This is a genomic window from Tessaracoccus flavus (assembly GCF_001997295.1).
Classification (GTDB): domain Bacteria; phylum Actinomycetota; class Actinomycetes; order Propionibacteriales; family Propionibacteriaceae; genus Arachnia; species Arachnia flava.
On record NZ_CP019605.1, the window covers coordinates 114,847 to 128,010 of the forward strand.

Sequence of the window (13,164 nt, forward strand, 5' to 3'; positions counted from 1 at the left end):
TCGGAGGCCCCGGCGCTAGACTGGCCCAGGCCCTCCGGCCGCCAGCTTCAGCCAAGGAGACACACTTGAAGATCGTCGTCGTCGCCCTAGGGAAGATCGGCCTGCCGCTGGCCGTCCAGTTCGCCGACGCCGGCCACGACGTGGTGGGCACCGACGTCAACAGCGCGCTCGTCGAGACGATCAATGCGGGCAAGGAGCCGTTCCCGGGAGAAGCCCAGCTCCAGGAGAAGCTCTCCCGCCTCGTCCCGGCCGGCAAGCTCCGCGCGTCGACCGATACCACCGCCGCCGTTCGCGAAGCCGACGCCGTCGTCGTCGTGGTGCCGCTGATGGTCGACTCGGACGGCGCCCCCGACTTCCGCTGGATGGACGACGCCACCCGCGCCATCGCGGCCGGGCTGAAGCCGGGCACTCTGGTCAGCTACGAGACGACGCTGCCGGTCGGCACCACCCGCAACCGGTGGAAGCCCATGCTGGAGGAGGGGTCCGGGCTCACGGAGGGCGACGACTTCCACCTCGTGTTCTCGCCCGAGCGTGTGCTCACCGGTCGGGTGTTCGCCGATCTGCGCAAGTACCCCAAGCTCATCGGGGCGCTGACCGAGCAGGGCGCCGCCAGGGCCACGGCGTTCTACCAGGCGGTGCTCACGTTCGACGAGCGGCGCGACCTCGTCCGCCCCAACGGCGTGTGGGACCTGGGGTCGGCGGAGGCGGCCGAGATGGCGAAGCTCGCCGAGACCACGTACCGCGACGTCAATATCGGCCTGGCCAACGAGTTCGCCCGCTTCGCCAGCGAGAACGGCATCGACGTCTATCAGGTGATCGAGGCGTCCAACTCCCAGCCCTACAGCCACATCCACCGCCCTGGCATCGCGGTCGGCGGCCACTGCATCCCCGTCTACCCCAAGTTGTATCTCTGGACCGACCCTCACGCCAGCATCGTGCGCACCGCCCGGGCGTCGAACGCGGCGATGCCGGCCTACGCCGTCGAACTGGCGGACCAGGCGGCGCGCGGGCTGACCGGCAAGCGCGTCGCGGTCCTGGGCGCCTCCTACCGGGGAGGCGTGAAGGAGACCGCGCTCTCGGGAGTGTTCCCCGTCGTCGCGGCGCTGTTCGAGCGCGGCGCCCACGTCGGAGTTCACGACCCCCTCTACACCGACGAGGAGCTCGCCCGGCTCGGGTTCAGCCCCTACCATCTGGGCGAGGAGGTGGACGTGGTCATCCTCCACACCGACCACGCCGCCTACCGTGAGCTGTCCTCGTCGGACTTCCCGGGCGCGAGGGTCGTCGTCGACGGCCGCCGCTCGCTGGACCCCGATCGCTTCACCGACGTGAACCTTGTCGTCCTTGGAAAGGGAAAATGACTGTGAAGGCCCCCCGCATCGTCTTGTTCCGGCACGCGCCGGTCGACTTCGACTCCCGCATCAAGCGCGTTGCCCGGACGCTGCAACGCGGCGGCTTCGAGCCGATCATCATCTCCGTTGAGCCGGCCGACGGCGAGTCGGGCGAGTTCCTGCTCGGCGGGGACATCCGCGTGATCCGCGTGCCGCTCAAGGTGGCACCCGCGGCGCCGAAGCCGGCGGCGCAGGTGGCCGCCGACGCGGACAAGCTCCGCCGCCAGCGCAAGGTCTACGCCCAGCGTGTCAGTGGCCTGGACGCCAGGTCGGCCAAGTCGGCCATCAAGTGGGGCCTGACGTCGGGACGTCTGGCCTCGATGCGGGGCAACAGGTTCGCCAAGGCTCTGCTCCGCCGCGCCAACAGCGCGAAGGTGGCGCTGGTGGAGCGGAACCATCCGTTCAACAGCCTCGATCTGGCCGCGAACCACCCCCAGGCCTACAACATCACCCACACCCTGACGGACCTGCTCGTCTCGCTTGAGCCCGACGTGCTGCACGCCCACAACCCGGTCGCACTGCCTGCTGCGTACGAGGCGATGGTGCGGCTGAAGGCACGGGGCAAAACGGTCAAGCTCAGCTACGACGTCCGCGAGGACTTCGCCGGGCTGCCCGACAAGGAGATCGGGTCCCGCAACGCCTTCGACGCGGTGCTGGAGATGGAGAAGCGGTTCATGCCCTTCGCCGACTACGTCTGGACGGTCACCGAATCGCACGCCGAGCTGCTCAAGAAAAAGTACAACCTGCCCGTCCTACCCGACACGTTCGTCAACATGAGCGTCTTCCAGCCCATGGTGGGCGACATTACGGTTCGTGAGGCGGCCGGGTTGTCCGAGGACACCCCGCTGCTCGTCTACGCCGGCATCATGAGCTGGGCCCGCGGCATGGAGACGCTCATCGAAGCGATGAGCATGGTCGACGAGGCGGTGCATCTGGCCATCGTGTCGGTCCCGAACCCGCACCCGATGAAGCCCAAGCTGGAGGCGCTGGCCGAGGAGTTCGGGGTCCTCGATCGGATCCACTTCGTCGACCCTGTGTCGCAAGCTCACCTCAGCTACTACCTCAGCGGGGCCGACATCGCCGTGCACCCGCTTCCCGGCGGGTCTCCGAATCACGACCGGACGCTGCCGAACAAGCTCTTCGAATACATGCACGCCGAGCTGCCCCTGGTGTCGTCCGACGCCAAGACCATGGCGAAGTTCGTCGTCGACAACGGCATGGGTGAGGTCTTCCGCTCCGAGGACCCCGTCGACCTGGCCCGCGCGATCTCCCTGGAGTTGCGCAACCCAGTGAGCCAGGAGCACATGCACGCGCTGGCAGAGAAGTTCAGCTGGCAGGCGAACGAGCCGAGGATCATCGAGGCGTACTCCCGCCTGACCGGCTTCCCCGGCACCCTGGCCGACGGCGAGTTCGGCACGACGGAGGTCACCCCCGCCTGATCCCTGAGCCGACGCCCGATCCTGCAGTTCGCCGTCGGGCGCGATTCGCCAACGGTCACCGGGAAACGCCAACGGTCAGCTGGAAACGCCAACAGACAGAGGGAAACGCCAACAGACAGGGCGCAACGCCGACGAGACCAAGCGACGCCCGCGAGATCTCGCGGGCGTCTATGAGTCTCGCAGGCGTGACCTGATATCGGTTGGCCTTTCCCGCTGCCCGTTGGCGTTCTGCGTTGCCCGCTGCCGGAGGCGCCGCTGCCCCCGACGTCCGGGAGGACTGACAGCCGGTCCTGCGCTGTGTTCGGCGCTCAGCCTGCTGCAGCCCCACGCGCTCGACGACCGGACCTCGCCCGACGGCACGCCGATTGCGGTGCAGCTGCCCGACAGCGACCGTGTCATCGGCGCCCGCCCCTCGACGACGCCCCCCGCCGTCAGTGCACGAGGACGATCTTGCCGACGTTGTCGCCGCCGGTCAGCTGCTCGTGGGCACGGCGCACCTCGTCGAACGGGATGCGGGTCTCGGGGGAGAGGCGGATTCGGCCGTCCGCGAGCATCGGCCAGACCTCGGCCTCGACGGCGGCGCAGATCTCCGCCTTCTCGTCGGTTGGGCGGAACCGCAGCGAGGTGGCGGCGATCGAGGCCTGCTTGCTGAGCAGTGCCCCGAGGTTCAGCGTGCCCTTGACTCCACCCTGCAGCCCGATCACGACGATCCGTCCGCGCTTCTTCAGCGCCTTGAGGTTGAGCTCCAGGTACTTCGCGCCGATGATGTCGAGGATGACGTCGGCACCACCGGTGGCCGCCTTGAGCGCCTCGACCCAGTCCCCGTGGTAGTCGAGGGCGTGATCGGCGCCGTGCGCCAGGCAGTGCTGCAGCTTGGCGTCGCTGCCGGCGGTGGCGACGACGGTGGCGCCGAGCGCCTTGGCGTACTGCGTGGCGAACGTGCCGATGCCTCCTGCCCCGCCGTGCACGAGGAAGGTCTCGCCGGGAGAGAGTTGACCGACCTTGAGGTTGGACACCACGGTCGCCGCCACCTCAAGGACGCCGGCCGCGGAGACGAGGTCGACCCCCGGGGGCGGGGGGATCAACTGGCCCTCGGGCGCGACGAAGAACTCCGCGTACCCGCCGCCGGAGAGCAGCGCGACAACCTCGTCGCCCTTCCTCCAGCGGGTGACCCCCTGGCCGACCTCCTCGACGACGCCGGAGGCCTCCAATCCGATGACATCGGTGATGCCGGGGGGCGGGGGGTAGTGACCCTGGCGCTGCAGGACGTCGGCGCGGTTCACGCCGGACGCCACCGTCTTGACGAGGACCTCACCGGGTCCGGGCTCCGGGGTGGGCACATCCTGGATGGTCAGGGCGTCGACGTCGCCGGGATTCTCAACTACAACTGCACGCATGCTCCAACCCTGCCACATCGCCCGCGGCTGCCCACCGAGACAGGGGGTGGGGAGGAGCGGGGTGGGAGTAGCCAGCACGGAGGTTTGGCCTAGGCTAGGCCCATGATCACACCGGTTGACGCCACCACCACCGAAGCGTGGGCTGACCTGCGCACGCTCAAGGACGCCCTCGTCCCCGATCTCCGCGCCTGGTTCGAAGCCGACCCCCGGCGGGCCGAGGACCTCAGCTACGACCTCGCCGACCTGCGGATCGACCTGTCGAAGAACCTCATCACCGACGACATCGTCGCGGCGCTCATGCGGCTGGCCGAGCAGGTGGGGTTCGCGAGCCGTCGCGATGCGATGTTCGCCGGTGAGCGCATCAACGTCACCGAGAACCGCTCCGTGCTGCACACCGCGCTGAGGCTGCCGCGCGACGCCGAACTCACCGTCGACGGCCAGGACGTTGTGACGGACGTGCACGAGGTCCTCGACCGGATGTACGCGTTCGCCGACAAGGTGCGCTCCGGCGAATGGGTGGGCGTCACCGGACAGCGGATCGAGACGGTCGTCAACATCGGCATCGGCGGCTCCGATCTCGGCCCCGTCATGGTCTACGAGGCGCTGCTTCCGTACAAACAGGACGGCCTCGACTGCCGTTTCATCTCGAACATCGACCCCAGCGACTGCGCCGAGACCCTCGCCGACCTCGACCCCACGACGACGCTGTTCATCGTCGCCTCCAAGACCTTCACCACCCTGGAGACGCTCACTAACGCCCGGATGGCGCGGTCGTGGCTGCTCGACAAGCTCGCCGAGGCCGGTGCCATCGACAGCACCGACAACGCCCGGCGCGACGCGGTGGGCAAGCACTTCGTCGCCGTCTCCACGGCGCTGGACAAGGTGGCCGACTTCGGCATCGATCCTGCCAACGCGTTCGGCTTCTGGGACTGGGTGGGCGGCCGCTACTCCGTCGACTCGGCGGTGGGGCTGCCCGTCGCGATCGCCATCGGACCCGACGGCTTCCGCGACTTCCTCGCGGGCTTCCACGCCGTCGACCAGCACTTCCTCAACGAGTCTCCCGAGCGCAACGTGCCGCTGCTGATGGGCCTGCTCAACATCTGGTACGTCAACTTCCTCGACGCCCACACCCACGCCGTGCTGCCCTACGCCCAGTACCTGCACCGGTTCCCGGCCTACCTGCAGCAGCTGACGATGGAGTCCAACGGCAAGTCGGTGCGGTGGGACGGCACCCCGGTGACGTCGCACACCGGGGAGGTGTTCTGGGGCGAGCCGGGCACCAACGGCCAGCACGCGTTCTACCAGCTGATCCACCAGGGCACCCGCCTGATTCCGGCCGACTTCATCGCCGTCGCCAACCCCGCCCACCCTGTCTCCGACGGCGATACGGACGTCCACGGTCTGTTCCTGGCCAACTTCTTCGCCCAGACGGCGGCGCTGGCGTTCGGCAAGACCGCGGAGGAGGTGCGCGCCGAGGGCACGGCCGAGGAGATCGTCCCCGCGCGCGTCTTCGAGGGCAACAAGCCCACCACCTCGATCATGGCGCCGGAGCTGTCGCCGTCGGTGGTCGGGCAGCTGATCGCCCTGTACGAGCACATCACGTTTGTGCAGGGCATCGTGTGGGGGATCGACTCGTTCGACCAGTGGGGCGTCGAGCTGGGCAAGAAGCTCGCGCTGGAGATCGCTCCGGCGGTCTTCGGCGACGCAGAGGCGCTCGCCGCGCAGGACCCCTCGACGCAGGCGATGGTGAGCTGGTACCTGGCCAAGCGTGACTGACGACGTCGGCTCGAGCAGCGACGGGGCGCGCCCCCGTCGCCGCAGGTTGCGCTGGGTGCTGGGCCTGGTGGTCGCGCTGGCGGTGGCTCCCATGCTGGGAGCGGCCGTCCACGTGGGCGTCGGCTCCTGGGGCGGTGCCTACGACGTCGAGGGCGTCCCGGAGCGCGCAGTCGGAATGGTCCTCGGGGCCAAGGCGGGACCCAACGGGCCGTCGGACTTCCTGGCGGCACGGCTCGAGGTGGCGCGTCGGCTCTACCGGCAGGGCAAGATCAGCGCCATCCTCGTCAGCGGCGACGGGCGGGAGCGGCCCAGCTCAGAGACCGCTGCGATGAGGGACTATCTCGTCGAGCGGGGCATCCCGGATGAACACATCGTCGAGGACCCCGCTGGTTTCGACACCTACGACTCGTGCGTCCGCGCCCACGAGGTGTACGGCGTGCGCGAGCTGATTCTGGTCACGCAGGACTATCACCTGGGCCGGGCGCTGACGATCTGCCGGGCCGCGGGGATGGACGCCGTCGGGGTGGGCGACACGTCGATGTTCGGCCGCTACCCCCTCAACTGGATCAAGGGCTGGCTGCGCGAGTGGCCGGCCAACGTGAAGATGGAGTGGGACCTCCTGACGGCCCGGCCGCCGCAGTCCGACCCGTTCGACGGCGCGCTGCTGGAGGCGGTCGGGGACCGGTAGCGGCGGCCGGGTGCTGCAAACGGCACTGTCAGGAGTACGGTTGCGCGAGTGCTCACTGCTCTGCGTAGGTTGAGCCCCCTGCGGGCCATCCTCGTCGCATTCACCACGGCCGTGTGGGTGGGCGTCGGGCTGCTGATGCTCCCGATCGCCAAGCGCGGCCCCGGCGGGGCCTCCTTCCTGGAGGCGTTCTTCACCGCCACCTCCGCCATCTGCGTGACAGGCCTCACCACCGTCGACACCGAGCACTACTGGACGCCGTTCGGGCAGGTCATCATCATGCTGCTCATCCAGGTGGGCGGCTTCGGCGTGATGACACTGGCCACCTTCATAGGGTTCGCGGTGCTCGGCAAGCTGTCGCTCCGCTCGAAGCTCACCGCCGCCACGGAGGCGCACACCGCGGGGCCGGGCGGTCTGGGTGAGGTGCTGAAGGGCATCGTCCTGGCGAGCCTGCTGATCGAGTCGGTGACCGCGGCAACGCTGACGTTGCGATTCTGGGTCGGCTACCCCTATTCGCTGCCCGAGGCGGCCTGGCGCGGTGTCTTCCACGCGGTGTCGAGCTTCAACAACGCCGGTTTCGCCCTCTACAGCGACAACATCATGCGGTTCGTGGGCGACCCCTGGATCTGCCTGCCGCTCGCGGCCGCCACCATTCTCGGAGGGCTTGGTTTCCCCGTGCTCCTCCAGTTGAAGCGGTGCGGTATCGACGTCATGCGGTGGTCGATGAACACCCGGCTGGTCATCGTGCTCAGCCCCATCCTGCTGCTGGGCGGCTGGCTCTTCATCGGGGTGCTCGAGTGGTCCAACCCGGGCACGCTGGGACCTCTGTCCTGGCCGGACAAGCTGCTGGCGAGTTTCTTCCACTCGGTGCAGACGCGGACGTCGGGCTTCAACTCCGTCGATATCGGCGCCATGCACGGCGCGACCCGCCTCGGCATGGACGTGCTGATGTTCATCGGCGGCGGCCCGGCCGGCACCGCCGGCGGCATCAAGGTCACCACCTTCGCCGTGCTCTTCTTCATCATCTGGACCGAACTGCGCGGCGACACCGCAGTCCACATCTTCGGCAAGCGACTGTCCCGCGCGGTCCACCGGCAGGCGATCTCGGTGGCGCTGCTCGCCGTCGCCCTCGTCGTCATGTCGACCATGGCGCTGCTGCTGCTCACCCCGTTCACCCTCGACGTCGTCTTGTTCCAGGTGGTGTCGTCGTTCGGCACGGTCGGGCTCTCGACCGGCATCACCGCCGCCCTGGACCCGGTCTCGCAGCTCGTGTTGTGCTTCCTCATGTACGTGGGCCGGCTCGGACCCATCACGTTCGCCTCCGCACTGGCGCTGACGCCGCGCAGGAGGCTGTTCGAACTACCCAAGGAAAGGCCGATCATTGGTTAATCTGCGCTCCCTCCGCAAACCCGACTCCGCCGGGATGGCCGATCACGTGGTGGTGATCGGGCTCGGCCGATTTGGCGAGTCCGTGGCACTGGAACTCATGGCCACCGGCGCCGACGTGCTGGGAATAGACATAGGAGAAGACCCAGTCGCGCGGATGAACGCGCGGCTCACCCATGCAGTCCAGGCCGATGCCACCCGCGAGGAGGTGCTCCGCCAGCTCGGCGTGGATGAGGCCGAGTACGTGGTGGTCGCGATTGGCGATTCGATCGAGGCGAGCCTCCTGACGTCGTCGCTCGTCCTCAGCTTCGGGGTGCCCCAGCTCTGGGCGAAGGCCGTGTCTGACGCTCACGGCCGCATTCTCGAGCAGATCGGCGTCCACCACGTGGTGCACCCCGAGCGCGAGATCGGGCGCCGCGTCGCGCACCTGCTGCGCGCCCGACTCCAGGACTACATCGAACTCGGCGGCGGGTACGCGCTGGTGCGCACAACCCCGCCGGCCGCGGTGATCGGCCGCCCGATCAGGGAGATCCACGTGCGCCGCAACTTCGGGGTGACGGTGATCGCCTCGAAGGGATCCGACGGCGATTGGAAGGACGTCACGGGCGACACGGTGCTGGCCGACGGCGATGAGATCCTCCTGACCGGACCCATCGCGAAGGCGGAGCGCTTCCACCTGAAGTGACAACTCCGTCGGCCGATCGGAAGTTCGAGACACCAGGATCCCAACGCTGCGACGAGGGTGTCGGACCGGGTACCATCACGGCGGCAATGCAAGCTCAGGGGGGCCAAACGGTTCGGAGCCGCAATGGAACGTCTCGACGAAGGCGCCCGTCAACAAGCGATCGCTGATTCGGTCGAGCGGATCGGCCGCGCGCGGGTGGCCGACCTCGCCCGCGAGTTCGCCGTCTCCACGGTCACCATCCGCAAGGATCTCAACGCTCTCGAACGACGCGGCGTGCTGAGGAGGGTGCACGGCGCGGCCACACGGCTGCGGGCGTCCGACGGCAGCGCCTTCCCGAGCAGGGTGAGCCTCTGCCCGCAGGAGAAGCGCGACATCGCGCGGCGCGCTGCCCAACGGGTGCCGGACGGGGCCGTCATCGCCCTGGACTCCTCCAGCACCGTGTATTTCCTCGCCAAGGAACTGCTGCAGCGGCGCGGCCTGACCGTCGTGACCTACTCGCTCCCGACGGCCTCCCTGCTGCTCGACGGCTCGACGGCCACGGTCCACCTCCTCGGTGGGGTGCTGTCACGATCGACGAGAGCGGTGATGCCGCCGGCGGATCTGGGGGCCCCCAGCGTCGAGATCGAGATGTTTTTCGGCGGTGCACACTCCGCCTCCCCTGAGCTCGGGTTGGGGGAACCGGATGAGGCCGAGGCAGCCACCAAGCGACACCTGGCTCTGCTCGCTCCCCAGCGCTACGCCCTGCTGACGTCGGACAAGGCCGACGAGACGGCCGCGCACACGTACCTCGGCCCCGACGAGGTGACGGGCATCTTCACCGACCCCGGGCTGCCGGCCGACGTGGTGTCCCGCTGGCGTGCTGCAGGCGTCCGGGTTGACGCCGGACGCACCCGTTGACCGACCCGGACGCGTAAGGTTCGAGGCGCAAGGGCACCCTGACCCTGCACCGTCAAGGCCAGCGCGCAATGATGGTGCACGACACTGCAAGGAGGCACCATGGACGCAAGCACCGCCATCAGCCGAGGCGAGACCGCGCTGGGCATCGAGTTCGGATCCACCCGCATCAAGGCCGTTCTCATCGGACCGGACAACTCCCCGCTGGCAACCGGCGGACACGAGTGGAAGTCGTCGTTCGTCGACGGTGTCTGGACCTATTCCCTCGACGACGTGTGGGCCGGCGTGCAGGCCGCCTACGCCGACCTCGCCGCGAACGTGCAGGAGCGCCACGGGGTGACGCTCCAGACCGTCGGTGCCCTGGGTGTCTCCGCGATGATGCACGGCTACCTCGCCTTCAACGCCGACGGCGAGCTTCTCGTGCCGTTCAGGACCTGGCAGAACACGATCACCGGTGAGGCCGCGGGCGTGCTCACCCAGCTGTTCCAGCACAACATTCCGCAGCGGTGGAGCGTCGCGCACCTGTATCAGGCCGTCCTCGGCGGCGAGGAGCACGTCACGGACATCGACTACCTCGTGACCCTCGCGGGATACGTGCACTGGCGCCTGACCGGCGAGCGTGCGCTCGGCGTCGGCGACGCGAGCGGCATGTTCCCGATCGATCCGGCCACCGGCACCTACGACGAGGGGATGCTCGGCCAGTTCGACGAGCTCGTGGCGGACAAGGGGTATCCGTGGCGGCTGGCGGACCTCCTGCCGCGCGTGCTGCCCGCCGGCGCCGCCGCGGGGACGCTCACCGACGAGGGCGCCCGCCTGCTCGACCCGACGGGCCAGCTCCAGCCCGGCGTCGCCGTCGCACCGCCCGAAGGCGACGCGGGCACCGGAATGGTGGCCACCAACTCGGTCGCCCGCCGCACCGCGAATGTGTCCGCCGGCACCAGCATCTTCGCCATGGTGGTGCTGGAGGGTCAGCTGAAGGCACTGCATGAGGAGATCGACCTCGTGACGACCCCGGCGGGCGACCTCGTCGCGATGGCCCACTGCAACAACGGAACGATCGATCTCTCCGCCTGGGTGTCGCTCTTCGGGGAGGTTGCCACCGCGGTCGGAGCCACGATCGGCATGAACGAGCTGTTCGAGGCGCTGTACACCGCAGCGCTCGACGGTGATCCCGACGGAGGCGGCATGCTGGCGTACAACTACCTTGCCGGCGAGCACGTGACCGGCCTGGAGGCCGGGCGGCCGCTGTTCGTGCGCACCCCGTCGAGCAGCTTCACGCTGGCCAACTTCATGCGCACCCAGCTGTTCGCCTCCCTCGGTGCGCTGCGCGTGGGCATGGACGTCCTGCTCAAGGACGAGGGCGTGCAGCTCGACTCGATGTTCGCCCACGGCGGTCTGTTCAAGACCAAGGGCGTCGCCCAGCGGTTCCTCGCCGGCGCGATGAACACGCCGGTGTCGGTGGGCGAGGTCGCGGGTGAGGGCGGCGCCTGGGGGATGGCGCTGCTGGCGAAGTTCGTCGGTCAGGGTCAAGACCTGGCCGGCTGGCTCGGCGCGGAGGTCTTCGCCCGCGCCGACGTCTCCACCGTGGAGCCCGATCCTGACGACGTGACCGGCTTCGACCAGTTCATGGAGCGCTACCGCGCCGGCTTGGCGATCGAGCGCGCCGCCGTCGACGCCCTGCGCTGAGAGCGGGCGGCCGGGCCGGGCTCGACTGGTGGGCGGAGATTTGAGCAAGTAATAGGGGTCAACGAATCCAGACGGCGTTACACCGGCGTGTCGCTGCGTTGACCCATCTCATTTGCTCAACTCGCACTCTCTCGGGGCCGGCCCACGGTTCGCGATGCGTCGGGGGCAGGTGAGACAATGGCGCCCATGCAGTCTCTCCCCGCGCTCCTCGACGCCCGCCTCCGGGACCTGACCGGCGTCGACCCCGAGATGCGTCCGGCCACCAAGCCGCAGTTCGGGCACTTCCAGTCCAACGTCGCGCTCCGGCTCGCCAAGCAGGAGGGTCGTCCGCCCCGCGAGGTGGCGGCCGACATCGTCGAGCGGTTGGACGTCGACGATCTGTGCGAGCCGCTCGAGATCGCCGGCCCGGGCTTCATCAACTTCCGCATGCGCACCGACGTGCTGGCCGCGTCGGCGACGGCGCTCCTGGAAGACCCCAACGGTGGAATCAACCCCGCCCGCTACCCGCAGCGGGTGGTCATCGACTACTCGTCGCCCAACGTCGCGAAGCAGATGCACGTCGGCCACCTGCGTTCCACGATCATCGGTGACTGCTTCAACCGGGTGCTCTCCGCGCTCGGCCACACCGTCATTCCGCAGAACCACGTGGGCGACTGGGGCAGGCAGTTCGGCATGCTGGTCGAGCAGATCCTGGAGGAGGGCCTCGACCCCGCAACTCTCGACCTGCCGGGGGCCGAGGCGCTCTACCAGCGGGCCAACGAGCACCTGAAGTCGGACGAGGAGTTCGCGACGCGCAGCCGCGACCGCGTCGTCAAGCTCCAGGCCGGCGACGAGGAGACCCGGCGCATCTGGCAGCAGCTCATCGACATCTCCGTGGCCGGCTTCAACGAGACCTACGCCCGGATGAACGTGCTGCTCACCGACGACGACATCGCGGGGGAGTCGACCTACAACGACGATCTGCCCGTCGTGGCCGCCGACCTCGAGGACCGTGGGATCGCGGCCGTCGACGACGGTGCACTCGTGGTGTTCGTCGACGGCTTCAACGCGCCGGCGATCATCCGGAACCAGCGCGGCGGCTACGGCTACGCCACCACCGACCTCGCCGCGATCAGGCACCGCGTCAACACGCTGGGCGCTGACCGCATCATCTACGTCGTGGGTGCCCCGCAGACCTTCCACTTCGAGCAGGTCTTCGCCGTCGCCCGGTTGGCCGGCTACCTCCCGCAGGACGTGAAGGCCGAGCATGTGGGGTTCGGGCAGGTGCTCGGAGCCGACGGCAAGAAGTTCTCCACCCGCGAAGGCACCGCGGTACCGCTCAACACGCTGTTCGACATGGCGGAGGCAGAAGCGGCGCCCAACATCGCGTTGGCCGCCATCAAGTACGCCGACCTCAGCAGCGGGTTGCAGAAGGACTACGCGTTCGACGCCTCCCGCATGGTGCAGACGCACGGAGACACCGGGCCGTACCTCCAGTACGCCCACGCACGCGTCAACCAGATCCTGCGCAAGGCCGAGGCTGAGGGCATCCACTGGGGTTCGGTGAGCGTCCTCGACGAGCCGGCTGAACAGCAGCTGGCGCTGCTCCTGAGCGGGTTCGGCGACGTCGTCGACGAGGTGGCGCAGACTCTGGCACCGCACAAGCTCTGCGGCTACCTCTACGATCTGGCCGGAGGCCTCTCCGCGTTCTACGAGGCCTGCCCCGTGCTCAAATCCGAAGGTGACGTTCGCGCGTCCCGGCTCGCGCTCTGCGCAGCCACCCAGCAGGTGCTCGCGAAGGGCCTCTACCTCCTCGGGATCGACGCCCCCGAGCGCATGTGACGATCGT

At 68.8% G+C, this 13,164-nt stretch carries 10 protein-coding genes; 9 read left to right on the forward strand and 1 reads right to left on the reverse strand.

Features of this window, described 5'->3' with window-relative positions:
• Positions 1-65: 65 nt before the first annotated feature.
• Together RPIT_RS00590 and RPIT_RS00595 are read left to right on the forward strand one after the other, a co-directional pair.
• Complete coding sequence (locus RPIT_RS00590; RefSeq protein WP_077339513.1) at positions 66-1,358, forward strand: nucleotide sugar dehydrogenase; 1,293 nt, start codon at positions 66-68, stop codon at positions 1,356-1,358.
• Positions 1,355-2,827 carry a glycosyltransferase gene (locus RPIT_RS00595; protein WP_077339515.1) on the forward strand — a complete coding sequence of 491 codons (1,473 nt, stop codon included), beginning with the start codon at positions 1,355-1,357 and terminating at the stop codon, positions 2,825-2,827. The genes RPIT_RS00590 and RPIT_RS00595 overlap by 4 nt, the downstream gene beginning before the upstream one ends.
• A 431-nt stretch (positions 2,828-3,258) precedes the next feature.
• Here RPIT_RS00595 and RPIT_RS00600 read toward each other — a convergent pair whose 3' ends face one another.
• Complete coding sequence (locus RPIT_RS00600) at positions 3,259-4,224, reverse strand: NAD(P)H-quinone oxidoreductase (protein WP_077339517.1); 966 nt, start codon at positions 4,222-4,224, stop codon at positions 3,259-3,261.
• Positions 4,225-4,326: 102 nt separating this feature from the next.
• Here RPIT_RS00600 and pgi point away from each other — a divergent pair, with 102 nt between their 5' ends.
• The 7 genes from pgi (at position 4,327) to argS (ending at position 13,157) form a co-directional block, all read left to right on the forward strand.
• Positions 4,327-6,000 (forward strand): glucose-6-phosphate isomerase, encoded by a 1,674-nt coding sequence (gene pgi, locus RPIT_RS00605; protein ID WP_077339519.1) that lies wholly within the window; start codon positions 4,327-4,329, stop codon positions 5,998-6,000.
• Positions 5,993-6,688 (forward strand): SanA/YdcF family protein, encoded by a 696-nt coding sequence (locus RPIT_RS00610; protein ID WP_218121591.1) that lies wholly within the window; start codon positions 5,993-5,995, stop codon positions 6,686-6,688. The genes pgi and RPIT_RS00610 overlap by 8 nt, the downstream gene beginning before the upstream one ends.
• A gap of 48 nt (positions 6,689-6,736) precedes the next feature.
• Positions 6,737-8,074 carry a TrkH family potassium uptake protein gene (locus tag RPIT_RS00615; protein ID WP_226996293.1) on the forward strand — a complete coding sequence of 446 codons (1,338 nt, stop codon included), beginning with the start codon at positions 6,737-6,739 and terminating at the stop codon, positions 8,072-8,074.
• A complete protein-coding gene (locus RPIT_RS00620; protein ID WP_226996294.1) occupies positions 8,067-8,756 on the forward strand; it encodes a potassium channel family protein in 690 nt (229 codons plus the stop codon). Before RPIT_RS00615 ends, RPIT_RS00620 begins: the two co-directional genes overlap by 8 nt.
• 123 nt (positions 8,757-8,879) lie before the next feature.
• Positions 8,880-9,653 (forward strand): DeoR/GlpR family DNA-binding transcription regulator, encoded by a 774-nt coding sequence (locus RPIT_RS00625; RefSeq protein WP_077339523.1) that lies wholly within the window; start codon positions 8,880-8,882, stop codon positions 9,651-9,653.
• 99 nt (positions 9,654-9,752) lie between these two features.
• Entirely contained in the window at positions 9,753-11,336 is a 1,584-nt protein-coding gene (locus tag RPIT_RS00630; RefSeq protein WP_077339525.1) for a xylulokinase, read from the forward strand.
• A 186-nt stretch (positions 11,337-11,522) separates the two neighbouring features.
• Positions 11,523-13,157 carry an arginine--tRNA ligase gene (gene argS, locus RPIT_RS00635; RefSeq protein WP_077339538.1) on the forward strand — a complete coding sequence of 545 codons (1,635 nt, stop codon included), beginning with the start codon at positions 11,523-11,525 and terminating at the stop codon, positions 13,155-13,157.
• The last annotated feature ends 7 nt before the right edge of the window (positions 13,158-13,164 follow it).

Excerpts from the sequence above, each read along its gene's own strand:
- RPIT_RS00595 (WP_077339515.1), top strand. The coding sequence starts at position 1,355 with ATGACTGTGAAGGCCCCCCGCATCGTCTTGTTCCGGCACGCGCCGGTC.
- RPIT_RS00600 (WP_077339517.1), bottom strand. The coding sequence starts at position 4,224 with ATGCGTGCAGTTGTAGTTGAGAATCCCGGCGACGTCGACGCCCTGACC.
- pgi (WP_077339519.1), top strand. The coding sequence starts at position 4,327 with ATGATCACACCGGTTGACGCCACCACCACCGAAGCGTGGGCTGACCTG.
- RPIT_RS00625 (WP_077339523.1), top strand. The coding sequence starts at position 8,880 with ATGGAACGTCTCGACGAAGGCGCCCGTCAACAAGCGATCGCTGATTCG.
- RPIT_RS00630 (WP_077339525.1), top strand. The coding sequence starts at position 9,753 with ATGGACGCAAGCACCGCCATCAGCCGAGGCGAGACCGCGCTGGGCATC.
- argS (WP_077339538.1), top strand. The coding sequence starts at position 11,523 with ATGCAGTCTCTCCCCGCGCTCCTCGACGCCCGCCTCCGGGACCTGACC.